The organism is Microbacterium trichothecenolyticum (genome assembly GCF_030818955.1).
GTDB classification, from domain to species: Bacteria; Actinomycetota; Actinomycetes; order Actinomycetales; family Microbacteriaceae; genus Microbacterium; species Microbacterium trichothecenolyticum_B.
Genome location: NZ_JAUTBF010000001.1, coordinates 39,786 through 63,102 on the forward strand (window position 1 = coordinate 39,786; position 23,317 = coordinate 63,102).

Sequence of the window (23,317 nt, forward strand, 5' to 3'; positions counted from 1 at the left end):
GTTCAGCGCTCGGCGCTGCGGCCTGATCAGGCCGTCGGCAAATGCTCGATCGTGTAGTCGATCGCGCCGATGAGACGACGGACGTCGTCGGGCTCGATCGAGACGAACGTCGCGATACGCAGCTGGTTGCGGCCGAGCTTGCGGTACGGCTCGGTATCGACGATGCCGTTGGCGCGCAGGTTCTTGGCGATGGCTGCGGCATCGATGCTGTCGTCGAAGTCGATCGTCGCGACGACGGGCGAGCGGTCGGCGACCGACGACACGAAGGGCGTCGCCACGGAACTGGCCTCGGCCCACTCGTACAGGGCGCCGGAGGACTCCGCCGTGCGCGCTGCCGCCCAGCCGAGCCCTCCGTTGTCGAGGATCCATCCGAGTTGCTCGTCGAGCAGGAGGAGCGTCGACAGGGCGGGGGTGTTCAACGTCTGCTGCAGGCGCGAGTTGTCGACGGCGTTCTTCAGGCTCAGGAACTCGGGGATGTACCGGCCCGACGCGGCGATGCGTTCGATCCGTTCGATCGCCGCGGGCGAGACGGCGGCGTACCAGAGGCCGCCGTCGGAGCCGAGGTTCTTCTGCGGGGCGAAGTAGTAGACGTCGGCCTGCGTCACATCGAAGTCGATGCCGCCGGCGGCACTCGTGGCGTCGATGACCGTGAGAGCCCCCTCGTCGCCTCGGACCCGGGTGACCGAGGTGGACACGCCGGTGGAGGTCTCGTTGTGCGGCCACGCGTACACGTCGACCCCTTCGACGGCCTCGGCGACGGTGCTCGTGCCGGGCTCTGCGCGGCGCACGTCAGGGCTCTGCAGCCACGGAGCGGCCGCAGCGGCGGCGAACTTGCCGCCGAACTCGCCGAAGACGAGGTTCTGGCTGCGCTTGTCGATGAGGCCGAAGGATGCGGCATCCCAGAACGCGGTCGAGCCGCCGTTGCCGAGGATGATCTCGTAACCCTCGGGCAGGCGGAACAGCTCGGCGAGGCGCTCGCGCGTGCTCGCGACGAGGTTCTTCACCGGCGTCTGGCGGTGCGAGGTGCCGAGGATCGAGGCCCCCCGGGTGACGAGGGCCTCCAGCTGCGCACCGCGCACTTTCGAGGGGCCGCACCCGAAGCGGCCGTCGACGGGGAGGAGATCGGTGGGCAGTTCCACGTGTGACATGCGTCGATTCTAGGATCTCGGCCGGTCCCCGCCGGTGCTCATGTCGGAGGGGGTCGATAGGCTGGAGATCCCTGCCGCGCGACGCCGAGGACACCTGAATGACCGATCTCATCGACACCACCGAGATGTACCTGCGCACGATCCTCGAACTCGAGGAAGAGAAGATCGTGCCGCTGCGTGCACGGATCTCGGAGCGCCTGGGGCACTCCGGGCCCACCGTCTCGCAGACCGTGGGACGCATGGAGCGCGACGGTCTCGTCGTCGTGTCAGAAGACCGCCGCCTCGAACTGACCGATGCCGGACGGCAGAAGGCCGTCGACGTCATGCGCAAGCACCGTCTCGCGGAGCGGCTGCTCAGCGATGTCATCGGGCTCGATTGGGCCTACGTGCACGACGAGGCCTGCCGCTGGGAGCACGTCATGAGCGAGCAGGTCGAGCGGCGGCTGGTGGAACTGCTGGGGCACCCGACCGAGTCGCCCTACGGCAACCCGATCCCGGGCCTCGATCAGCTGGGCGACACGGCGAGCTCGACCTTCGAAGACGGCGTGATCGGACTCGTCCGCAAGCTCACCGACGCCGGCCGCCCCATCTCGGGAACCGTACGCCGCCTGGCCGAGCCCGCACAGGTCGATCCCGAGCTGCTGCAGCAGCTCAAAGCGGCCGGTGTCCTCCCCGGTGCGCGCGGCGATTACCGCTTCAACGAGGGTTACGTGCTCGTGCAGATGGAGGGTGTCGACGACGGTCTCGAGCTGCCCGTCGAGGTGGCGTCGCACATTTTCCTGGTCGCCGAGGACTGAGTCACGCCTGCCGCCCAGCGCTAACCGAGTATCGGCTGAGCGCCACCGTCTATGCGTGACTTATTCGTTACCTTCGGGTAGCCTCGGAAAGTCCACAGGCGAGAAGCCCGCCGTCGGACCCCTCGCGGTTTGCCTCATCGGCTCGTCGTCTGCAGAGGGTGAAGCCCGCACATCGTGCCCCATCGAGTGCTGACGAGCCAGCGTCGGAAGATGCAGAGGCGCCGGAGGACCTTTGGCTGAAAACACCGATCCCGTCGCGGACCTACCCGAGGTCCCCGCGACGGGTCTCACACGTAGGAGCGCCCGGGCGGCCGCCCCCCGCCCCCCGCAGCGACCTGAACCCGTCACCGCGTCCGCGACCCCGTCGGCCGCCTCCGCATCGCACGGTTCCACCGCGCCGCGACAGTACGGCAAGCCGCTGCGCAGTGCCGTCATCCTGTCGATGGTCGCCGGTCTCGTCGCGACCGTGGCGATTCCGGCGTATGCCGCGACCATGCCCGCGCCCGAGACGATGACCCTGCAAGAGGTCTCGGCCCCTGACAACCAGTCGCTGGTCGTCGCCTCCGACGCCGCGGCCGAGACGCTCGACCGCAGCAGCTACTCGGCGACGACGGCCGAAGAGATCCAGCAGAAGAAGGATCGCGAGGCCGCCGCTGCCGCCGCGGCCGAGCGTGCGCGCCAGTTGGCCTCGAGCGCCGGCGCCTCGGTGTCGTCGATCAATCTCAACATGACCGCACCGGGCTCCGGCGAGGTCCGGTGGCCGCTCACGAGCTACGTGCTCGGCCGTGGCCTCTGGGACTCGGGCTACCACCAGGGCGTCGACCTGCTCGCGCCGGGCGGGCAGCCCATCTTCGCCGCCGCCGCCGGCGTCGTCAGCACCTCGTCCGAGAGCTTCGGCGGATATGGCGTGGGCATCGTCATCGAGCACGTGATCAACGGCCAGAAGGTGTCGACCACGTACGGCCACATGACCTACGGCAGCCGTCAGGTGCAGGCCGGGCAGACCGTGGCCGCGGGGCAGTTGATCGGCCTCGTCGGCTCGACCGGGAGCTCGACCGCGAACCACCTGCACTTCGAGGTGCACATCAACGGCTCCGTCGTCGATCCGTACGCCTGGTTGCAGCAGAACGCCGGCTGACCTCCAGATCTCGAGACGGCGTGCCGGAGGACGATGTTCTCCGACACGCCGTCTTCCGTTTGCCCATATCGATGACCCCGGGCGTGTCGGCGTGGGTTAGCCTGTCAGCGACGTCGGAACAACCGGAGGGAAGACCGATGAACATCAGGCCACGCATCCGCACCATGGATGCGCTCGGCCTGCTCGTTCTTCGGCATCGTGTGTTCGGATGCCGCGGGATCACCGCGACTTCCGAGGCGCTGTCTGTCTAGACAGCGCCTTTTTTCATGCCCTGCGGGCGATCCGTCGTCGCGAGTCGAACATCCGAGAAGCCGTCTCGGCCATTCGAGAGGAGACGCGAATGCGCACACTGGTGTTGAACGCGGGATACGAGCCCCTGGCGGTCGTGTCGTTCAAACGAGCCCTCGTGCTCGTGATGAACGACAAGGCCACGGTCGTCGAACGCATCGAGGAAGACCCGGTCTGGGCTGCGGCGGGGACGTATGATCGGCCCGCCGTCATCATCTTGACCCGCTACGTGCGGGTTCCGGGCGCTCGTCATGTTCCGGTCACGCGCCGCGGTGTCCTGCGCCGCGACGCGCACCGGTGCGCATACTGCGGCAAGGCGGCCTCGACCATCGACCACGTGCTGCCGCGCTCACGCGGGGGCAAGGACACGTGGGAGAACCTCGTCGCCTGCTGCCTGACCTGCAACAACGTCAAGGGCGACCGCACCCCGCAGGAGATGCGGTGGGAGCTTCGGCTGATACCCGCGCCACCGAGGGGGTCGTCGTGGACGGTGCGCGGCGTCGACAAGAGCGACCCGCGGTGGGAGCCTTACCTGGCGCTGGCCGCGTAAGTCCACGGGCAGATCCGTCGCTCCGTCGCTCGGTACGCTCGAGGGGTCGGCACCACTGCTCACGGGCGGTGCCCGGCGGCATCCCGCGATGTCGCCCGGATACGTGTCGGCCCGCTCGGGCGCGTGCGTTCGCGGCGGACGGCAGCATGCGAGAAGGCAGACCCCGATGACGTCCCACCCCGTCGACGCCCCGTCCACCGCCGTGCGCTCGGGTCTGCTCGATTCACCGCCCGAGGAACGCTTCGATCGCATCACGCGTCTCGCGCGGGAACTGTTCGACGTCGATTACGCGCTCGTGAACGTCATCGACGGCGACGAGGCGTACACCAAGTCGCAGCCGGACGGCCCGCGCATCGGACGAACGCCGCTGCGCGACGTGTTCTGCGGCGAGACGGTGAAGCAAGACGGTGTCTTCGAGATCACCGATGCGGCATCCGACCCACGCTTCCGCGACTCCGCGTCGGTGGTGGATTACGGCATCCGGTTCTATGCGGGGATTCCGTTGCGCACCGGCGAGGGGGATGCCATCGCCACCCTGTGCCTGCTCGACACCGACGAGCGCGAGCTCGACGACCATCAGCGACGGGCCCTCGAACGTCTCGGACGGTGGGCTCAAGCCGAGGTCCGCGCCAGCGGCGGCCTCACCACCACGGAGCCGGCGACCACGGCGGGAGTGCGCGAGGACAGCCTCACCACGGAGGGTATGCGCCTGGCATCACTGGCCATTCCGCACGGTCTCGTCAGCGGCGACCGCAGCGGGTGGCAGCACGTCGGCGGGCGCGTGGTGGTGACGCTCGCGGACGCCATGGGCAAAGGCGAAACAGCGGGAGAGGTCGCCGAGACCCTGCTGCAGGCGCTGCAGTCCCGTCGCGACGATGAGCCCGCCGAGGCGATGCTCGCGGCAGAGAAGGTGGTGTTCGGTGACGAGCGTAACCCGGACACCTTCGCGACGGTGTTCCATGCCGTGGTCGACGCCGGTTCCGGGCTGATCGACTACGTGGATGCCGGGCACGGGCTGACGCTCGTGCTGCGCGCCGACGGTACCGACGAACGCTTGAGCTCGCACAATCTCCCGCTCGGCCTGCGTCCCGCCGACGTGGGATGGGAGGCCGGCCGCACCCGGGTCGGGCGGGGCGACCTGATCGTGAGCGTCTCGGACGGTGCGCTCGACGCCTACGACTCCACGTTGGCGAGCCTGCGAATGATCGGTGACGACCTGCGCGCCGCTGCCGGCACCGATGACTTCTTCGACGAGCTCGCGTTGAAGGTCTCGACGCATCAGGTCGACGACGACGTCACCGCCGTCGTGCTCGCGGTCAGCTGAGCGCAGGCGCCGAGGCCTCGGCATCCCCCGTCCATCGTCCTCGGGCGAGAGCCGTCAGCGGGGGATGACCGAGAAGAGGAATCGCTTTCGCACCATGAACAGGATGAGCCCGATGACCACGCTGTGAATCAGCGTGCCCTGCCAGAGGCTGCCCCGATCGAGGCCGGGGATGTTGGCGACGGCGAGCACGAAGAACACGTGGACGATGAACACGTAGAGACTCGCCTGGCCCAGGGGGATCCACAGCCACCCCATGCTCTTGTTCAGGGGTTTCCAGGCCACCGTGAGCACCGTGTAGCTGCACACGAGCACCAGGGGCAGATCGAGCAGTCGCCCCCACCGCAGGAAGATCCGCTGGTAGCCGGTGTCGTAGAGGCTGGCGTACAGGTCGGCGGGGAACGGCACGGGGGTGAAGCCGTAGGCGTTGCCGGCCCAGAGATAGACGAGAAAGCCGGCGTAGCCGACGACGAACACGCCGAGGCCGACCTTGCCCGGAAGGGTCGTCAGCGCACGAACGATCTGCCGACGGTAGTAGCCGATCACCAGGCCGTGCGTGAACAGCACCTGCCACACCGCCAGCGGGAAGAGCGCATCGAACTGCGACGTCAGCCGCACCGCACCGGGGACCAGGGTATGCACCGCGTACAAGCCCCAGCTGATCACGAGCACGAGCCACCACAGTCGCCGCTTGATGAGCCACATCAACGCCGGATACGCCAGGCTCAGCACGACGAACAGACCCATGATGCTGATCGGCCAGGGGCCCATCTCCAGGAGCAGGAGCTGCCGCACGGCGTACCACGGCGGCGGATAGTCGAGCAGTCGCTCGGCATTCGGGTACAGGTCGTAGACGCGGCCCGAGTCGCCGCTGCCTCCTTCGCCGGTCCCGCGGTCGGTGAACGTGGTCACCGCCGAGGTGTCGACGAAGGGGAGGAACCCGATCGCGAAGATCAGCAGCGTGACCGCGAGAGCCACGAGATACTGCTTGCGCGCGCGACCCCACGCCGCGACCGCACTCGCCCATTCGCCCCCGCGGGCGGCCGCCAACGGGAACACCATCCCGAGCACGATGCCGCTGAGCAGCACGAACATCTCGGCGCCGGTGATCGCGCCGACCACCTTGAGCGATGCGAACGCGAACGGGCTGGTCACCTCGATGTGGGTGACGACCACGACGACGATGACGAAGCCACGGATCATGTCGATGCGCAGATCGCGAGTGGCCGAGGTGTCGTCGTAGCGCCACTTCGGAAGCGCCCTGCCGACGATCCCGGATGCCAGGAACGCGACGGCCAGGACGGCGGCGCTGCCGGTGATCCAGTTCATCTCCTCGTTCGCACTCGCGCCGCCCTGTCGCACCTGGACGGTCGCGGCGGAGCCCTGCTCGGCGGTGACGACCGTCGTCACCGGTCCCCAGCGGATCAGCCCCGATGACTCCAGGTCGGCGCGCAGGGCGGCAGCCAGCTCGCCGTTGGCCGTGGCGCGCCAGTCGACCTCTTGACCGCCCGCCTCGGCCTCTTCGCGCACGACCTCGAGCCAGGTCACCCCCGTCACCAGGGGGTGGGCGGGCAGTTCGGCGAGCACCTGTCGCCACCAGCCCTGCTTGACCGCGAGTTCGGTGTCGCCGCCGCGGTCGAGGTCGTAGAGCGCCCCCGTGTCGAGCACCAGGGGCTTGCGTTCCCCGACGGCGAAGCGGTCGTAGAAGGATTCGCGCTGACCGCCCGTATAGCCCCAGCGTTCGGCGAGCCGAGCGGCCACTTCCCCGTCCTCGGGGGCGGTGTTGGTCTCGAGCGGCACGTCACGACCCGCTGCCGCCGCCGCCTCGCCCTTGCCGAAGTAGTACATCGTCAGACCCACGCGGTCCACCGTGTCGGCGGAGGGGAAGTACGGGCCGTACGGGTCATCGGCCTCGGTGATGAGACCGTCGCCGTCGGTGTCGAGAGCCACCTGATCACGAACGGTCAGATCGTCGAGACGGCCATCCGCCCGCTCGAAGGGATAACCGGCGCCGTACGACGGGCTCCAGACCGTCTCGGCACCCGAGGCGCCGGCGTGCACGGCATCCGCCACTCGTTCGAAGGCACGAACATATGCCGTCGGCTGTTGGCCCCACGACACCCATGACCCATTCATCTCGGGGGCGAAACGCACGAGCTGGATCGCGTCGCTCTGCGTGCGGTATCGCTCGAGACGCGTGTTCAGTTCTGCGGCGTCGTTGTCGGTCAACGCGTCGAGGTCGGTCGACGGCTCGAGTGTGATCTCGAGCGCGGCGCCCTGAGCGGCGACCTGGGTCGCCGCTCGGTCCCACTCCGCGATGGATCGGGCATCGAGCGGATACGACACGCGCACCGCGTACACGGCGGGCGTCTCGCCCAGGCGGTCGCGGTAGCCGTCGGGGCCGTCGTCGGCCCAGTCCAGCTCGGGCCCGAACCAGACGCCGTCGTCGGTGAGGGAGGCGGCCCCCGCGGGCGCGGCCATGCCCAGAAGGAGCGCTGCGGCCAGGCCCACGGCCGCCCCGATCCGTTGGTGCGCGCGCGTCACGTTCTTCTCGACTCCAAGGTCCACACGTTCCGGTCGCCGACACGGCGCAGGCTCAACTCGTCGACACCCGCGCTCGCCAGCGCGAGGCCGCGTCCGCTCTCTTCGTCCTCGCCGGCCATGTTCACCGATGACAGATCGACGACCGGCGGGTCGCCGTCGTCGCGGAAGGTCGCCGACAGCACGGAGGCGTCGGCGAACAGCTCCAGGGTGAAGCGCCGATCCGCCCCCGCGCCCTCGGAATGCTCGACGATGTTGCCGGCGATCTCGATCACGGCCGTCTCGAAGCCGAAGCGCTTGGCCACGTCGACCTCGCCGACCTCGTCCCACCAGGCGGACATGGCCTCGAAGATCGTCTCCAGGCTCTCGGGCGCGACGGCGACATCGATGGAGCGGCGCGCGGCGTTCTCAGTCACGGAGGGCCTCGTCGACGCTCGGGCGCGGACGCAGCACGCGGTCGAGGTTGGTCAGGCCCAGCACCATCGTCACCTGCTCCGACGGTGCCGCCAGTCGCAGGTCGCCGCCCGACTGACGGGCGGTCTTCAGACAGGCGACGAGCGCCCCGAGGCCGGAGGAGTCGACGAACTCGGTCTGCGAGAGGTCGACGACGACGATCTCGCCGTCGCCGCGGGCGATCTCGGCCGTGACGGTCTCGCGGAACGTCTTCGCCGAAACCATCGTCAGGCGGCCGCGCGGGGTGACGACGGTGCCGCCGTCTCGGGCGTCGATGTCGACCTGGAGCATGTCAGTAACCTTTCGGTTGGTGATCGGACGCGGAGTACAGCACCGCGCGGATGATGATGCTGAACACCGCGAGGTCGTACAGCACCCAGACGATGTTCACCAGCGGGGCGATGCCCTCGGCCTGGCCTACGGCGTATCGGATCGCGACCACGACGAGCGAGGCGACCAGGGCGCCCATGACCCACAGCTGCGGCTTGACGAGATCCCAGCGGGGACGGTTCTCGACCGAGCGCGTCTTCGGAGTGACCGAGAAGGTGAGCGACCGACCGCGGTAGACGTTGTCGAAGGCGCTGGTCACCGAGCGGATCCATACGGGGAAGAGGGCCAGCGAGTACTGCGCGCCGCGCCAGGTGGGTCTGCCGTTGGCCACGACGAGGAACAGCACCTGATTGATCACGAAGAAGGGGATGAAACGGGCGAAGAAGTCCACGCTCCACGCCTGCACCGGCATGACCCCGGACGTCAGGTACAGCACGGGGGCGGCGACGTAGATGACGGCGGCGAAGCCCGACAGGTAGCTCCACATGGTGCCGAAGTACATCAGGCGTTGGCCGAGGCTGAGCCCCTTCTGCACGAGGGGGTTCTCGCGGAACATCACCTGCATGGTGCCCTGAGCCCAGCGCAGGCGCTGCGTAAGCATCGTGGACAGGTCGTCGGGGGCCAGGCCCTTGGCGAGCACCTCGTCGTGATAGACCGACCTCCACCCGAGACCGTGCAGGCGCATGGAGGTCGCCATGTCCTCGGTGACCGAGATGGTCGCCAGCGGCATGATCGCCTGCGCCTCCTCGTCACGGCCCACGTCGAAGGAGTCCACGAGCATGCTCACCGACTCCACCGCCGCCAGCGGCGACAGGCTCCGTTCGCCGAGAGCCTCGAGGGTGATCTCGTCGAGGGCGGCCAGGGCTGCCGGGTCGCCCGTGACGGCCGCGAGCTCCTGCAGTTCCGCGCGGACGCCCGCGATGTCCTGGTCGCTGAGCTCGCGACGCACAGCGAGGATGCGGCGCTGGAACGCATACGTGAGATCGGCCAGGGAGTCGCCGCGCGCGATCCCCGCCTTGAGGTCGTCGAGTGCCCGGGAGACGGCATCCAGGGAGGCGGCGATGCGCGGGTCGGAACCGTACTCGCGCCGCGCCCGCGCCAGTACGCGGCGGGAGGAGCGCATGCCCCGGTTCACCGCGAGGGTGACCTCTCCGACGTAGCGCGAGACACCGAGCTGCATGAGGGCCTCACGGCGCAGGAGCGCGTTGGACCCGCAGAAGAACGCGGCGTTCCAGCCGTCTTTCGACTGCTGGATGGGGCCGTAGAACAGCGGCGCCTGACTGCCGAGGGGATCGCTCGCCGGCACGTTGGTGAACCACTGCGGCGTCTGTACGAGCGCGACCTTGTCGTCTTCGAACCAGCCGAGCGTGCGATCGAGGATGTCGGGGGACGGGATCTGGTCGGCATCGAGGATGAGCAGGAACTCGCCCTCGGTGACCATGAGGGCGTTGTTGAGGTTGCCGGCCTTGGCATGACGGGGACGATCGCGCCACGCCTCGGAGCGGGTGACGACGCCGATGCCCTCGGCCTCGGCGAGGGCGCGGAGCTCAGCCCGGTCGCCGTCGTCGAGGATCCACGTCTCGTGCGGGTAGCGGATGGCCTTCGCCGCGCGCGCGGTCTCCATGACCAGGTCGAGGGGCTCGTTGTACGTCGTCACGAGGACGTCGACGGTGACGGCGCGTTTCAGCGGTGGGGCGTCGTGCCGCTCGCGCAGGCGCCACGCGCCGAGTCCGAACAGCAGGGAGTCGATGAGGCTGTAGGTCTCGGCGAGCACGAGGGGGACGGCGATCCACCACGACTCCCAGTTCACCGAGGCCAGCCACCGCCACACGATGTAGTTGAGGCCGGTGGCGGCCGACAGGACGACGACGATGCGCACTACGGCCAGTCGGCGGGCGCGTGAAATCTCGCGGCGTCGTGCTTCGCGTCGGAGGTCGTCGCGGGGGACCGTGGTTTCGACGATCATCTGGGTGGGAGACCTTTCCATCTGCTTCTCATCTTCTGTGATGAGAAATTCACCAGGCGCAGTCCTTGACTCGCGCGTCGGGAAAAGACAAAGTTCGCACCTCTCGCGGAGACGTGCGCGTGAGTCGATGGACCGTATGCGCAACGTCGTTCGCCGATGTCGGAAGTCGATCGTATCTTCGACTCACCGAGATTGAGGTGTTAGAACATATCTTCTAACCTGTGGGAATGAGGGCGATCATGCGAGACCAGGGACAGGCCGTACCCGACATCCATGCGCTGCGCGATCGCCTCGAACGCCTCCAGGGACGTCGCATGGATGCGCCGGTGCTGCCCACGCATCCGGCCTTCTCGGCGCTTCTGCCCGGAGGGGGTCTGCGACCGGGGTCGGCGTACGCCCTGGCGCGGTCCGCGTCGCTGTTGCTCGCCCTTCTCGCCAGGCCTTCGCAAGACGGTTCGTGGTGCGGGGTGATCGGCATGCCCGAGTTGGGGGCCGAGGCCGCGGAGAAGTACGGTCTCGATCTCGATCGCCTCGTCTTCATCCCTGACCCGGGACCGCGGTGGCTGGCGGTGACGGCCACGATCGCCGAGGTGCTGCCGGTCGTGGCGGTGCGTCCACCGATGAACTCCTCGGCTGCACGTGGGGGAGCCGAGGCCACCCGTCTGGCGGCTCGGCTGCGCGACCGTGGGACGGTGCTGCTCGTCCAGGGCGGGTGGCCGCAGGCCGAGGCGGTGATCGATGTGGCCGACCCGCGGTGGTCGGGGCTGGGTCAGGGGCACGGCTATCTGGCCGGGCGCGAACTGACGGTGTCGGTCAGCAGTCGTCGATCCCCGAACGTCCGACGGGCGCGCATGCTGCTGCCCGCAGCCGACGGCAGCATCGAGCTGCTGGGAGCCCCCGCCGAGCGGCTCGTCCCGCGTCAGCGCGACGGACACCGCGTCCGGGCGGTTGGATGATGCACGCGCCCACGCGCAGTCTGGTGCTCTGGCTCCCCGACTGGCCCATCACGGCCTTCGCGAACGAGGCTGTCACGCCGCCGCGTGCGGATGCCGCGGTGGCGGTGTTCGCGAACAATATCGTCGTGGCCTGCTCGTGGGCGGCCCGCGCCCAGGGAGTGCGCCGCGGTCAGAAGCGCCGCGATGCCCAGGCGCTGTGCCCGACCCTGCACGTCGTCGCCGCCGACCCCGTGCGTGACGCGCGGGCGTTCGCTCCCGTCGTGGCACGAATCGAGGAGCACGCCCCCGGGGTGCAGATCGTGCGGCCCGGACTGTGCGCGCTGCGCGCACGTGGGCCTTCGCGGTACTACGGAGGCGAGGCCGAGGCCGCGCGCGTGCTGATCCGTCTGCTCGGCGACGGCGGTGTCGACGGGGTGCGGGCGAGCGTCGCCGACGGCGTCTTCACCGCCGAGCAGGCGGCGCGGGCGACCACCGTCGACGTCCCCGTGCGCATCGTGCCACCCGGAGAGGCGGGGGCGTTCCTCGCGCCGCTGTCGGTCGCCGCGCTCGACGACGACGAGTTCGGCAGCCTCCTGGCTCGGCTGGGCGTGCATACCCTCGGCGATCTCGTCGCCCTCTCCGCCGAGCGGGTCCGCGAGCGTTTCGGCGAGCGGGGCGTGCGGCTGCACGCGCTGGCAGGCGGTCTCGACTCCCGTCCCGTCCACCCTCGCACGCCCCCGCCGGAACTGCACCGCGACGTCGCTTTCGAGCCACCCCTCGAACTCGCCGACCAGATCGCCTTCGGCATGCGCGTGGCGGCGGAAGACTTCATCGCCCGCCTGGGAGCCCTCGATCTGGTGTGCACAGAGCTGCGCGTCGTGCTCACCGGCGAACGGAACGAGCGCAGCGAACGTGTCTGGTTGCATCCGGGGTCGTTCGACGCGGCGGCCGTCGTCGACCGCGTGCGATGGCAGCTCGCCGAAGACGCCCAGGGCATCTTCGGTAGCGGTGTGGCGGGGGTGCGCATCGAGCCCGAGGCCGTCGACGCCGCCGCCCATCACACCAAAGGCCTCTTCGGCGCCGGACCCGATGAGCGCGTGCACCATGCCCTGTCACGCGTGCAGGCCATGCTGGGGCATCGTGAGGTGGTCACCCCGGTGATCGGCGGCGGACGCTGGCTGGCCGAGCGTCAGGTGCTCGTGCCGTGGGGCGACCGTGCCGTCACGACGAAGGAACGCGCTCGGCCCTGGCCCGGCAGCCTGCCCGACCCTCTGCCGGCGGTCGTCTACCCCGAGCCCCGCATGGTCGGGGTCACCGACATCGCCGGCGCTCCGGTGACCGTGGGTGAGCGCGATGTGCTGAGCGCTCCGCCGGCGGTGCTCGAGACCGCGGGGCAACGTCGGCGCATCCGGGAATGGGCCGGACCCTGGCCGATCAGCGAGCGCGGATGGGACCCGCTGCGCGCACGGCGCGCGCACCGGTTCCAGGTGGTCGACGCCGACGGGGGCGCCTGGCTGTTGGTGGTCGAAGAGGGGGAGTGGCGGGCGGAGGGGCGCTATGACTGAGAACGCGTCGAGCCGGCGCGGGCGGGCGGCCTCCGGGCGGGCTCGACGAGTCCACGGCGCGCCGGCCGACGGAGTGGGGGCGCGCTGATGGGCTGGACCAACCCACCGGTGAGATGGTCGGAGCTCGAGCGCCTGCTCAGCGACGCCCGGCGCCCCACCGGTGCCCCGACGAACGGCGACGGCGGTGACAGCCCCGCGTGGTCGCACAAACGCGGTGCCTACGTACCGCCGTCGATCGAGCGTCCGACCGACACCGTTCCCTACGCCGAGTTGCACGCGCACTCGTCGTATTCGTTCCTCGACGGGGCGTCCTCGCCCGAAGAACTCGTCGAAGAGGCGGAGCGTCTGGGACTGCACGCGCTGGCTCTCACCGACCACGACGGCTTCTACGGCATCGTGCGTTTCGCCGAGGCCGCCGAGGCGCGAGCGGTGCGCACCGTCTTCGGGGCAGAACTGTCGCTGGGGCTCACCGCGCCGCAGAACGGCGAGGCCGATCCCGAGGGCTCCCATCTGCTCGTGCTCGCCCGCCGAGAAGAGGGGTACCACCGTCTCGCCGCCGCGATCACCCACGCACAGCTCACGGGCGCCGAGAAGGGACGTCCGGTCTATGACATCGATGATCTCGCCGCCCGAGCCGGAGGACCGCGCGACCCGCACTGGGCGGTGCTCACCGGATGCCGCAAGGGTGCGGTGCGCCAGGCCCTGGCATCCGAGGGGCCGGCCGGTGCCGCCCGCGAACTCGACCGGCTCGTCGACCTGTTCGGCGTCGAGTCCGTCTACGTCGAACTGATGGACCAGGGTGACCCGCTCGACTCGCGACGCAACGACGTGCTGGCCGCGCTCGCCGCCGAGCGGGGGCTGCCGACCCTCGCGACGAACAACGTGCACTACGCCGCCCCGAAGAAGGAGCTGCTCGCCGCTGCCGTCGCGGCGGTGCGGGCCAACCGCGGCCTCGACGAGCTCGACGGGTGGCTCCCCGCGCACGCCGGGGCGCACCTGCGCTCCGGCGCCGAGATGGCGGCGCGGTTCGCGCGGTATCCCGGCGCCGTGGCGCGCACCGTGACACTCGCCGACGAGCTGGCCTTCCCGCTGCGCCGCGCCAAGCCGGCACTGCCGAAGCAGAAGGTACCCGAGGGGCACACGCCCATGTCGTACCTGCGTCAGCTGGTGTGGGAGGCAGTTCCGCGCAAGTACCCGAACCTCTCCGCCGAGGATCGCGATCGGATCGAGCGCGAGCTGGGTGTCATCGAAATGAAGGATTTTCCGGGATATTTCCTCATCGTCTACGGGATCGTCAAAGAAGCGCGGAATCGCGGCATCCTGTGCCAGGGGCGCGGCTCGGCCGCGAACAGCGCCGTCTGCTACCTGCTCGACATCACCGCGGTCGATTCGATCTTCTACAAGCTCCCCTTCGAGCGGTTCCTGTCGAGCCTGCGCGACGAGGAGCCCGACATCGACGTCGACTTCGACTCCGACCGCCGCGAAGAGATCATCCAGTGGGTCTACCAGGAGTACGGGCGCGAGCGCGCGGCACAGGTGGCGAACGTCATCCAGTACCGCCCCAAGAACGCCGTGCGTGACATGGCCCGCGCGCTCGGGCACTCGCCCGGCCAGCAGGACGCGTGGTCGAAGCAGGTCGAGCGCTGGGGCGCGACGCTCGAGACGGGGGCCGACCACGACATCCCCGATCAGGTCATCGAGTTCGCGTCCGAGTTGCTGAAGGCGCCGCGGCATCTCGGCATCCACTCCGGCGGCATGGTGCTCACCGATCGGCCGGTGGGTGAGGTCGTGCCGATCGAGCACGCGCGCATGGAAGATCGCACGGTCATCCAGTGGGACAAAGACGACGCCGCGTGGATGGGGCTGGTGAAGTTCGACCTGCTGGGCCTCGGCATGCTCGCGGCGCTGCAGTACTGCTTCGACCTGATCCGGGATGCCACGGGCGAGACGTGGGAGCTGTCGACGCTGCCGAGAGAAGAGAAGGCGGTGTACGACATGCTGTGTCGCGCCGACTCGATCGGGGTGTTCCAGGTGGAGTCGCGCGCGCAGATGGGATTGCTGCCCCGCCTGCAGCCGCGGAAGTTCTACGACCTCGTCGTGCAGATCGCGCTCATCCGGCCCGGGCCGATCCAGGGCGGCGCCGTGCACCCGTTCGTGCGGCGCAAGCTGCGGCAGGAGCCCATCACCTACGTGCACCCCGCGCTCGAGCCGGTGCTCGAACGTACGCTGGGGGTGCCGGTGTTCCAGGAGCAGCTCATGCAGATGGCCGTCGCCGTCGGCAACTGCACCGCCGAAGATGCCGATCTGCTGCGCCGGGCGATGGGGTCCAAGCGCGGGCTCGAGCGCATCGACTCCCTGCGCGAGAAGCTCTACGCGGGCATGGCTGCGAACAATCTCGTCGGGAGGGTCGCCGACGAGCTGTACGCGAAGATCCAGGCGTTCGCGAACTTCGGGTTCGCCGAATCGCACTCGCTCTCGTTCGCACTGCTGGTCTATGCCAGTTCGTGGATCAAGCTGCACTACCCAGCGGTGTTCCTCGCGGGCCTGTTGCGCGCGCAGCCGATGGGCTTCTACTCGCCGGCGACCCTCACCGCCGATGCTCGACGACACGGCGTGGTGGTGCGACGGCCCGACCTGTTGCGCTCGGGGGTACAGGCGGGTCTCGAACTCGTCGACGACGGGGAAGCAGCGCGGGAGGAGGAGGGAGCCGACGTTGCGAACCGGGGCGGCCGGGGTGCGCCGACGGGAATCGACTCCTGCGCCCACGCGCAGCAGCCGCCCACCGGCGAGTTCGACCCGTCGGCACCCGACGAGACCCTCGCTCATCGTCGCGACGGCGGGTTCGCCGTGCGTCTCGGGCTCGCTGGCGTTACCGGCATCGGCGTGAAGGTCGCCGAGCGCATCGTCGCCGAGCGCGAGCGGGGCGGTCCATACCGGGACCAGCGCGACCTGGTGCGCCGCACGGGGCTCGTCACGGCACAGCTCGAGGCGCTCGCGACGGCGGGAGCGTTCGAGTGCCTCGGCCACACCCGGCGCGAGGCCATCTGGCTCGCGGGATCAGCGGCACAGGACCGCCCCGAGTTCCTGCCGGACTCCCTCGTCGCGGTGCAGCCACCCCTGTTCACCGATCCCTCCAGCTACGAGGTGCTGGCGGCCGACCTGTGGGCGACCGGACTCTCCACCGACGACCACCCGCTCACCCATTTCCGCGCGGCTCTCGATGCGCGCGGAGTGCTCACCTCCCGCGAACTCCGAACCTTCGAGACCGATCGCCGCATCGAGGTGGCGGGGCTCGTCACCCACCGCCAGCGTCCGGCCACGGCATCCGGGATCACCTTCCTCAACCTCGAGGACGAGCACGGTCTGATGAACATCATCTGCTCGGTGGGGGTATGGAACAGATATCGCCGCGTCGCACGGGAATCGCCCGCCCTCATCGTGCGGGGCATGCTCGAGCGCTCGGTCGAGGGAGTGACCAACGTCGTCGCCGACGGCTTCGTCGACCTGCGCGTGGGGGTCGCGCATGCCTCACGGGACTTCCGGTGACGTCGGACGCCCTCACTAGACTCGGGGCAATCTCGCCCGGTTCCGCACCACTCACGACAGGGGAACGACATGACCGACACGCACACTCCGCCCGACGGCTGGTACCCCGACCCCGCGGGTAGCGGTGGCCTCCGCCGCTGGGACGGCACGGCCTGGACCGACGAGGTGCGTCCGGCGCACGACGAGTCGACCGCCACCGTCACCGCCGATGAGTCCCACCCGCCGGTCGAGACTCCGACCCACGTCGAGCCGGCGGGGGAGAACACGGCCGCCCCCGAGCATGCCCCGGTCGCTCCCGCCGTCGCCGCGGCGTACGCCGACACCGACTCGTCCACACCCGCGTCCGAAGAGGGATCGGCGATCACGCCGCCGACCCCGGGTGAGCCCGCGGCGCCGGCCGCCCCCGCGGCACCCGTCGAGTCACCCGCCGCCGCGCCCGCGGCGCCCGCCGCGCCGCCCCTCCCACCTGCCCCGTCGGTCGCCCCCGCGGCCTCGACACCTCCGGCGTATCCCGGAACGCACACCGCCGCCGGATACGCGGCCGCCCCCGCGGCGCCGCCCGTCGGAGCGACTCCCGCACCACGTCGCGACATTCCCACCAACACCGTGTGGATCTGGCTGGTCGTCTTCCTTCCTCTGGTTGGGGCGCTGTCACTGGTGCTCTTCGACTGGTCCTCGTACATCGAGGAGTCGTTCTACGCCGGCGTGTACGGCACCCCGGGCGTCACCACCACCGAGACGGTGGTGTCGACGACCGCCACCCTCACCAGCGTCGTGCTGGGCGCCCTCATCGTGCTGTTCGCCTTCCTCGACTGGCGGGAGTTGCGAGCGCGCGGGGTCGACCGCCCCTTCCACTGGGCGTGGAGCTTCCTGGTGCTGCTCATCGGCACCGGCCTGGTCTACGTGATCGGTCGCGGGGTCGTGTTGCGCCGCCTCACCGGCTCGGGACTCGCTCCCGTCTGGGCGTCCATCGCCGTGACGGTCGTCTCGTTCCTCATCGGGCTGATCTGGTTGGCGGTCATCCTCACCAAGGTCTTCACCCTGGTCGACCAGGCGCGCTACAGCTTCGGCTACTGACGCGGTGCCCGGTCTCGTGGGCGTCCGCGACGTTTCATGACGTCATATCTCGCCGGATGACGAGACCGGGCCCGGCCTCTCCCCACGCACATACGCTCCTTGAGCCGGCGCCCGACGCCGATTCCGCCGGGGAGGCGACGCATGTCCACACCGTCCATCGCACAGCAGGTCGACGACTTCAACACCGGGTTCGAGGCACAGATCGGTGATCGTCTGGCTGCGGTGTTCTCGGGCGAGCAGGCCGACCTTCGCCGCTTCGGAGCACCGGCCGGAGCCCTCGGCGAGGGCGACACCGCCCCCGACGCATCCCTCCTCGACGCCGAGGGGACGCCGACGTCGTTCTCCGCAGCCCTGGACGGCACCGCGTCGGTCGTCGTCTTCTACCGCGGTGCCTGGTGCCCGTACTGCAACATCACCCTGCGCTCGTACCAGGAGGGCCTCGTTCCCGCCCTGCGCGAGCGCGGCGCGCAGCTCATCGCCGTCTCGCCGCAGACGCCCGACGGCTCCGCGCAGGCCGTCACGAACGGATCGCTCGAGTTCGCCGTGCTCTCCGACCCTGCGAACGCGCTCGCCGAGCAGTTCGGCATCGTGACCGAGCCGAGCGTCGAGGCGCGCGCCGCGCACACCGAGCTGGGCTTCGACGTCGCCGACAGCAATGCCGACGAGACGGCACGCATCCCGTTCCCCTCCGTGTACGTCATCGACCAGGCGGGTGTCATCCGCTTCGCCGATGTGCACGTCGACTACACGACGCGCACCGAGATCGACGACATCATCGCGGCGCTCGATCGCCTCGACGCCGAGTGAGTGATCGGGGGCGCGGCCTACGGGTCGCGCCCCGTCTTCCCGATGTGTCCGGGACTAGACGCGGGCTGCCCGAGAGGCGACGACCGCGTCGAGCAGGGCGTGCGCGGTGTCGTCTTTCGACCCGGATGCCACCGCGGCCACGGTCCCGTCCCGTCCGACGACGGTGAGGGCGTTGTCGGCGGTTTCGAACCCTCGCGTCCACCCCACGGCGTTCGCGGCCAGGAGATCGACGCCCTTGCGCGCGGCCTTCGCGCGGGCACGTTCGAGCAGTTCCTCGTCGCCGGCGACCGTCTCGGCGGCGAAGGCGACGATGGTCTGGCCCGTGACGCGACGAGCGACCAGCCCCGCGACGATGTCGCGGTTCTCGACGAGTTCGAGGGTCAGCCCGCCGGGGGCATCCTGCTTGCGGAGCTTGTGCTCGGCGACGGTAGCCACCGAGTAGTCGGCGACCGCCGCGGCCATGACGATCACATCGGCATCGGGGGACACGGCATCCATCGCCCGCCCGAGCTCGTCGGCCGTGCCCGCCGCGATCACCTCGACCCGAGGGTCGGGGTGCACGTCGGCGTCGAGGTGCGCGGCCACGAGCGTGACCCGCGCTCCGCGGTCGGCGGCGGCGCGGGCGATGGCGACGCCCTGGCGTCCGCTCGAACGATTGCCGAGGAAGCGCACCGGGTCGATCGGCTCCCGCGTGCCGCCCGCGCTGACCACGACCGACAGTCCGTCGAGGTCGCGTGGACGCTCCACGAGGGCGAGCGCGACCGCGACGATCTCTTCGGGCTCCGACATGCGCCCGGGACCGGAGTCGCCGCCGGTGAGGGCCCCGTCGGCGGGGCCGACGACGTGCACGCCGCGAGAGCGCAGCACCTCGACGTTGTGCGTGGTGGCCGGATGCCGCCACATCTCGGTGTGCATCGCGGGGGCCACCACGACCGGGGCGGTCGTGGCCAGCAGCGTCGTACCGAGCAGATCGGAGGCGAGGCCCGCGGTCATCGCGGCCAGGGTGTTGGCCGTGGCGGGAGCGACGATCACGAGGTCGGCCGCCTGCCCGAGGGCGACGTGGCGCACTCGCGCGACATCGTCGTGCACCGACGTCGTGACGGGGTTGCGGCTGAGCGCTTCCCATGTGGGAAGGCCCACGAAGCGCAGCGCGTCGTCGGTCGGGATCACGTGCACCTCGTGCCCGGCCTTCACCAGCAGCCGGACGAGGCCGACGGTCTTGTAGGCGGCGATGCCCCCGGTCACTCCCACGACGACGAACATCGTCCCAGTCTTCCAGGTCGGTGTGCGCGGCGGGCTCGATGCCGGCTCACGTGTCGATCGCCGCTCCCTTCTCGTCGTCTCGCCCGCCGGTGCGGCGACCGCGGCCCCGCGCGCGGGTAGCGTGGACGCAATGTGCACGGTCGTGATCGACATCCCCGCGTCTGCCGCTGACCCCGTGCGGCTGCTCGCCGTTCGCGACGAGGACCGCGACCGACCGTGGCGCGGCCTCGGGCCGTGGTGGCCCGAGCGCGGCGGCATCCTGGGCGTGCGCGACGACCGCGCGGGCGGCGCGTGGTTGGCCGTCGACTCCGCGGCCGGGCGCCTCGCGGTGCTGCTGAATCGCGAAGACCTCTCCGGCCGCGGTGACGACGAGGTGATCAGCCGCGGCGGTATCCCGCTCGACGCCGTGGAACATGGCATCCCGGATCAGCCCCTCACCCGCGGCTTCAATCTCGTCGAGGTGGATGCCGCGGGCGCGCACCTCGTGGAGTGGGACGGTCTCATCGCCCGGCGCACGCGCCTGACCCCCGGCACGCACATGGTGGCGCACCACGCGGTCGACGACCCGGGTACGCCACGCATCTCGCGCTGGCTCGACGAGTTCCGACGCGCCGGACTCGCGCCCGGTGAAGAGTGGTGGATGCCATGGCTCGATGTCGTGAAGCGCTCCACCGTCGACCCGTCGGCGTCGGTGCTGCGCCGCGACGCCCACGATGATCTCGTGCTCGAGTCGCTCCTGGTCTGCGCGGCGAGCATCGGGCCCGACGGCGTCGACGTGCGCGAAGCCCGTCTCATCGAGCCCGGGCAGTGGGACGACGGCCTCGTCGCACGGCTGCGCGCCGCCATTCCGTCAGGGCGAGCCGCGGCTGCCGACACGCCGCGTTAGGCTGGGGACATCCCGCCTCCGTAGCTCAGGGGATAGAGCGCCGCACTCCTAACGCGGGCGTCGCAGGTTCGAATCCTGTCGGGGGCACCGTGCTTGTCGCGCCGATTCGACACCGTGCATTTCGCAGCGCGCCTCTGCTCTTGGTTCTGCCGCGCTGACGATGCTCGGCCCACGGGATGACAGTGCTGACTTCGACCCGTCACGGTCGTGTCCTCTCAGCGCGCTGGGGAAAGCGATCGTCTGTCTCGCGTGATGCTCGCGCTTCTCAGCACGACGATCCCGGTGGCGGCAGTCCATACCGTCAGGGTGTCGAAGGCCAACCGTTCCGCGACGCCGAAGGGGAGGAACGAAACCTCCGCCCCTTCGAGCGCAGACAGAAAGGCGCCGAAGGAGGCGATGGACAGGGCGATCGTTGCGAGGGTCAGAAGCCGGAACCACCCTGTCCCCGCCGCCGTGGCGAGCAAAAGCATGGCGCACCACTGCGTGATCGCCTGCGCCAGGGCGGCTGCGTCGTGGAGATCGGGAAGGACATCCCAGGGGGCGATGCCGACAGCCATCACGAACAGCCCGGACACACCGACGAGCAGCACGCCCACTCTGCCGGAGACTCCGTTCCACCAGCCGTAGAGCAGGGCTGCTCCCATCGCCGTCGATGCGCCGGTCGCAATCAGTCCCGCGTTGAAGACGGCGTGCCAGGGAGAGCAGACGTTTCGGATAAGAGCATCTCCGTCGGCGAAGAGACCGCAAACGGTGACACCGAGATCGCTCATGGCGTTGCGGGTCAGCGAGTACCCACCCGGCCACTGCAACGCGACCAGCATCTGCAGTGGCAACAGGGCGACGCCGAGCGTCCACAGGACGGCGCCCACGCGCCGACGAGTCATCATGGAGTGTCTTCGCCCTCTCTCCGAGGCACCCTGTCGCAGGCTCGGCCCAACACGATGGGCTGGCTCGACGGGGGCGAGTATAACGGGGGCGAGTATAGAGGGCATCTCGCGACGAAGATCATGGCCCTTTCGGGTGACTGATCGGCTCAGATGGCGGCATGTCGAGCGGTCTCTCCGAGGGACCCCTCGGCGGGAGCGGAAAGCGGGAAGTCGAATTCACCCGAAAGCTCGCAGCCGATACTGCCTCCCTCTCGCATACGCCGTTCTTCGTCGCCGCAGTGTCCCCGTGCTCGGTGGATCATGTATGTCTGTGCGTCGGGCATCGTCTGTTGGGTGCAAGGAACGGGCGGAGGCGTAGATCGCCGAGGCGGCGGGGTCGGCGGCGTCCTGGTTGAATCGGGGTATGCCGGCACCCGTCGACCCCGAACTCGAGGCGCTGCGACGTCGCGCGTACGCGCCCGCCGCCGATATCTACGCCGATCCGGCCGCGCTGCAGCGTCTGATCGATCTGGAGGAGCGGGCGGCCGGGGTCCGCGAGGGCGAAGCTCCGCCACCGCGTGCCGCGTCCGAGGCACCCATCGACCCCGAGGAGCAGCGTCCGCCGGCACCGCCCGCCGCGCGCGCCCGACGGCCCTTCCCGCGCCCTCGACGTTCGAGCGTCATCCTCGTGGCCGGCGCGGCGCTCCTCGTGATGCTCGCCCTCGTCGCGCTCGTGCTCGTACAGCGCGTACAGGTCGATCCGCTGCAGGTCGGTGCGACCCAGGTCGCGCGTCTGGCGCCGGATCCGGCGTTCGTGGTGCCCCCGGCGGTGGCCGGGGATGCCGTCTCCGGGGCGACGGGTTATACGTCGTTCGAGGGATTTCGCGCCGTCACTTTCCCGAACAGACGGCAGGGCGGCGACGGCGCGGTCTGCCTGAGCGTCTACCAGCCCTCCCTGCTCACCGTCGACGCGCGCAACAACTCGATGTCGTATTCGGGCCAGCTCTTCGACACCCCGTCCTGTTCGGCGGGCGTCTTCCCGCCCACCCTCACTTTCCAGCTGGCCGCCGGAATCCCCGAGCTCGCCCATACCGAACTCCCCGCCGGAACCGCGTTGCAGTTCGTTTACGACCGCTCATCCGGCGAGGTCGTCGTGTTCCGCGGGTGACGCCCGCTGCGGTGCACCGGTTCCCGCGCCCGCATCGCGACACAGCGTCCCGCCGCCCACCGCGACCACGTTCAGCGACATGGTCGTCTCTACACTGGCCGCATGAGCGACCTCTCCGACACCGGATACTGGGGCCGTTTCGGTCCCGACTCCATCGAGCGCCGAATGCTCCGCGCGGTCGAGCGCGACGTCGGACTGCGGCTGCGTCCTCGTGCGCTCGTGCTCGGCGGCGGTAGTCGGGTGGAGGTCGAGGGTATCTCCGACGACGAGACGGTCATCGCGCAGCTCATCGCCAACCAGGGGGCGTACAAGCCGGCTTTCCGCAACAAGGCGCTCGCCGACATGTTCAAGCTGCTCTGGGTGCGATCGCAGCTGCCCGCCGCCGAGCGCGCTGTGCTGATCGTCACCGCCGAGGTCACCCCCGCGCTCGGCGGATGGGTGGCGGTGGCCGCCCATGACCTCGGCGTCGAGATCCTCGTCTTCGCGGATGACACGGTGCGGCCGCTGACGGCGTCGCTCTGACGAGCGCGTTTACCCCGCCGAAACACGCGGTGGCGGTTTGCGGCAACATGACGTCGCTATCGTCGGTCGTGCAATCAGCGGACTCCGCGTAGCAGGTCGAGAACTCGCTACGCACGCTCTCCGCCATACCAGTCGCCGGTTTCCCGAGCC

The 23,317-nt window shown here is 69.8% G+C and carries 19 protein-coding genes and 1 tRNA gene; 13 read left to right on the top strand and 7 right to left on the bottom strand.

Annotated elements, in window-relative coordinates:
* Positions 1-26: 26 nt before the first annotated feature.
* Positions 27-1,148 (bottom strand): phosphoserine transaminase, encoded by a 1,122-nt coding sequence (gene serC / locus QE412_RS00220; protein ID WP_307478649.1) that lies wholly within the window; start codon positions 1,146-1,148, stop codon positions 27-29.
* Positions 1,149-1,246: 98 nt separating this feature from the next.
* On the opposite strand from serC, the gene QE412_RS00225 reads away from it, so the two are divergent.
* The 4 genes from QE412_RS00225 to QE412_RS00240 all read left to right on the top strand — a co-directional run bounded on the left by QE412_RS00225 (position 1,247) and on the right by QE412_RS00240 (position 5,245).
* Entirely contained in the window at positions 1,247-1,945 is a 699-nt protein-coding gene (locus QE412_RS00225) for a metal-dependent transcriptional regulator (RefSeq protein ID WP_307478652.1), read from the top strand.
* 442 nt (positions 1,946-2,387) lie between these two features.
* Positions 2,388-3,083, top strand: a complete 696-nt coding sequence (locus QE412_RS00230) for a M23 family metallopeptidase (RefSeq protein WP_307478655.1) — start codon at positions 2,388-2,390, stop codon at positions 3,081-3,083.
* A gap of 340 nt (positions 3,084-3,423) precedes the next feature.
* Positions 3,424-3,921: an HNH endonuclease gene (locus tag QE412_RS00235; protein WP_307478658.1), complete on the top strand. Its 498-nt coding sequence runs from the start codon at positions 3,424-3,426 to the stop codon at positions 3,919-3,921.
* A gap of 166 nt (positions 3,922-4,087) precedes the next feature.
* The gene (locus QE412_RS00240; RefSeq protein ID WP_307478660.1) at positions 4,088-5,245 is read left to right on the top strand and encodes a SpoIIE family protein phosphatase; all 1,158 of its coding nucleotides are present in this window, start codon (positions 4,088-4,090) and stop codon (positions 5,243-5,245) included.
* A 54-nt stretch (positions 5,246-5,299) separates the two neighbouring features.
* Here the strand turns inward: QE412_RS00240 and opgC are convergent, their stop codons facing one another.
* Genes opgC through QE412_RS00260 form a run of 4 tightly spaced genes read right to left on the bottom strand, consistent with a single transcriptional unit; the run spans position 5,300 to position 10,532 of the window.
* Positions 5,300-7,786, bottom strand: a complete 2,487-nt coding sequence (gene opgC, locus QE412_RS00245) for an OpgC domain-containing protein (protein ID WP_307478663.1) — start codon at positions 7,784-7,786, stop codon at positions 5,300-5,302.
* Entirely contained in the window at positions 7,783-8,199 is a 417-nt protein-coding gene (locus QE412_RS00250) for an ATP-binding protein (protein ID WP_307478666.1), read from the bottom strand. The genes opgC and QE412_RS00250 overlap by 4 nt, the downstream gene beginning before the upstream one ends.
* Positions 8,192-8,527, bottom strand: a complete 336-nt coding sequence (locus QE412_RS00255) for an STAS domain-containing protein (protein ID WP_307478669.1) — start codon at positions 8,525-8,527, stop codon at positions 8,192-8,194. Before QE412_RS00255 ends, QE412_RS00250 begins: the two co-directional genes overlap by 8 nt.
* A 1-nt stretch (position 8,528) precedes the next feature.
* Positions 8,529-10,532 (bottom strand): glycosyltransferase family 2 protein, encoded by a 2,004-nt coding sequence (locus tag QE412_RS00260; RefSeq protein ID WP_307478672.1) that lies wholly within the window; start codon positions 10,530-10,532, stop codon positions 8,529-8,531.
* Between the two features lie 227 nt (positions 10,533-10,759).
* Here QE412_RS00260 and QE412_RS00265 point away from each other — a divergent pair, with 227 nt between their 5' ends.
* From QE412_RS00265 to QE412_RS00285, 5 genes are all read left to right on the top strand, one after another.
* Entirely contained in the window at positions 10,760-11,488 is a 729-nt protein-coding gene (locus QE412_RS00265) for a hypothetical protein (protein WP_373426514.1), read from the top strand.
* On the top strand, positions 11,488-13,032 hold the full coding sequence (locus tag QE412_RS00270) for a DNA polymerase Y family protein (RefSeq protein ID WP_307478675.1): 1,545 nt from the start codon (positions 11,488-11,490) through the stop codon (positions 13,030-13,032). The genes QE412_RS00265 and QE412_RS00270 overlap by 1 nt, the downstream gene beginning before the upstream one ends.
* An 87-nt stretch (positions 13,033-13,119) precedes the next feature.
* The gene (locus QE412_RS00275; RefSeq protein ID WP_307478678.1) at positions 13,120-16,578 is read left to right on the top strand and encodes an error-prone DNA polymerase; all 3,459 of its coding nucleotides are present in this window, start codon (positions 13,120-13,122) and stop codon (positions 16,576-16,578) included.
* 69 nt (positions 16,579-16,647) lie between these two features.
* Positions 16,648-17,655, top strand: a complete 1,008-nt coding sequence (locus tag QE412_RS00280) for a DUF2510 domain-containing protein (protein ID WP_307478682.1) — start codon at positions 16,648-16,650, stop codon at positions 17,653-17,655.
* Between the two features lie 141 nt (positions 17,656-17,796).
* The gene (locus QE412_RS00285; protein ID WP_307478687.1) at positions 17,797-18,462 is read left to right on the top strand and encodes a peroxiredoxin-like family protein; all 666 of its coding nucleotides are present in this window, start codon (positions 17,797-17,799) and stop codon (positions 18,460-18,462) included.
* Between the two features lie 54 nt (positions 18,463-18,516).
* Here the strand turns inward: QE412_RS00285 and coaBC are convergent, their stop codons facing one another.
* Positions 18,517-19,725, bottom strand: a complete 1,209-nt coding sequence (coaBC, locus tag QE412_RS00290) for a bifunctional phosphopantothenoylcysteine decarboxylase/phosphopantothenate--cysteine ligase CoaBC (protein ID WP_307478689.1) — start codon at positions 19,723-19,725, stop codon at positions 18,517-18,519.
* Here coaBC and QE412_RS00295 point away from each other — a divergent pair.
* Together QE412_RS00295 and QE412_RS00300 are read left to right on the top strand one after the other, a co-directional pair.
* Positions 19,694-20,611 (top strand): NRDE family protein, encoded by a 918-nt coding sequence (locus tag QE412_RS00295; protein WP_307478692.1) that lies wholly within the window; start codon positions 19,694-19,696, stop codon positions 20,609-20,611. The two genes, coaBC and QE412_RS00295, sit on opposite strands and share 32 nt — an antisense overlap.
* A gap of 14 nt (positions 20,612-20,625) precedes the next feature.
* Positions 20,626-20,698, top strand: a tRNA-Arg gene (locus QE412_RS00300).
* 128 nt (positions 20,699-20,826) lie between these two features.
* On the opposite strand, the gene QE412_RS00305 is transcribed toward QE412_RS00300, so the two are convergent.
* On the bottom strand, positions 20,827-21,480 hold the full coding sequence (locus QE412_RS00305; RefSeq protein ID WP_307478695.1) for a DUF998 domain-containing protein: 654 nt from the start codon (positions 21,478-21,480) through the stop codon (positions 20,827-20,829).
* Positions 21,481-21,901: 421 nt separating this feature from the next.
* On the opposite strand from QE412_RS00305, the gene QE412_RS00310 reads away from it, so the two are divergent.
* A complete protein-coding gene (locus QE412_RS00310) occupies positions 21,902-22,645 on the top strand; it encodes a hypothetical protein (protein ID WP_307478699.1) in 744 nt (247 codons plus the stop codon).
* Positions 22,646-22,747: 102 nt separating this feature from the next.
* Complete coding sequence (locus QE412_RS00315; RefSeq protein WP_307478702.1) at positions 22,748-23,167, top strand: hypothetical protein; 420 nt, start codon at positions 22,748-22,750, stop codon at positions 23,165-23,167.
* Positions 23,168-23,317: the final 150 nt, after the last annotated feature.

Bases quoted from the DNA above. Each gene is read 5' to 3' on its own strand.
- serC (WP_307478649.1), bottom strand. From the start codon at position 1,148: ATGTCACACGTGGAACTGCCCACCGATCTCCTCCCCGTCGACGGCCGC.
- QE412_RS00225 (WP_307478652.1), top strand. From the start codon at position 1,247: ATGACCGATCTCATCGACACCACCGAGATGTACCTGCGCACGATCCTC.
- QE412_RS00230 (WP_307478655.1), top strand. From the start codon at position 2,388: ATGGTCGCCGGTCTCGTCGCGACCGTGGCGATTCCGGCGTATGCCGCG.
- QE412_RS00235 (WP_307478658.1), top strand. From the start codon at position 3,424: ATGCGCACACTGGTGTTGAACGCGGGATACGAGCCCCTGGCGGTCGTG.
- QE412_RS00240 (WP_307478660.1), top strand. From the start codon at position 4,088: ATGACGTCCCACCCCGTCGACGCCCCGTCCACCGCCGTGCGCTCGGGT.
- QE412_RS00255 (WP_307478669.1), bottom strand. From the start codon at position 8,527: ATGCTCCAGGTCGACATCGACGCCCGAGACGGCGGCACCGTCGTCACC.
- QE412_RS00260 (WP_307478672.1), bottom strand. From the start codon at position 10,532: ATGATCGTCGAAACCACGGTCCCCCGCGACGACCTCCGACGCGAAGCA.
- QE412_RS00265 (WP_373426514.1), top strand. From the start codon at position 10,760: ATGAGGGCGATCATGCGAGACCAGGGACAGGCCGTACCCGACATCCAT.
- QE412_RS00270 (WP_307478675.1), top strand. From the start codon at position 11,488: ATGCACGCGCCCACGCGCAGTCTGGTGCTCTGGCTCCCCGACTGGCCC.
- QE412_RS00275 (WP_307478678.1), top strand. From the start codon at position 13,120: ATGGGCTGGACCAACCCACCGGTGAGATGGTCGGAGCTCGAGCGCCTG.
- QE412_RS00280 (WP_307478682.1), top strand. From the start codon at position 16,648: ATGACCGACACGCACACTCCGCCCGACGGCTGGTACCCCGACCCCGCG.
- QE412_RS00285 (WP_307478687.1), top strand. From the start codon at position 17,797: ATGTCCACACCGTCCATCGCACAGCAGGTCGACGACTTCAACACCGGG.
- QE412_RS00295 (WP_307478692.1), top strand. From the start codon at position 19,694: ATGCCCCCGGTCACTCCCACGACGACGAACATCGTCCCAGTCTTCCAG.
- coaBC (WP_307478689.1), bottom strand. From the start codon at position 19,725: ATGTTCGTCGTCGTGGGAGTGACCGGGGGCATCGCCGCCTACAAGACC.
- QE412_RS00310 (WP_307478699.1), top strand. From the start codon at position 21,902: ATGCCGGCACCCGTCGACCCCGAACTCGAGGCGCTGCGACGTCGCGCG.
- QE412_RS00315 (WP_307478702.1), top strand. From the start codon at position 22,748: ATGAGCGACCTCTCCGACACCGGATACTGGGGCCGTTTCGGTCCCGAC.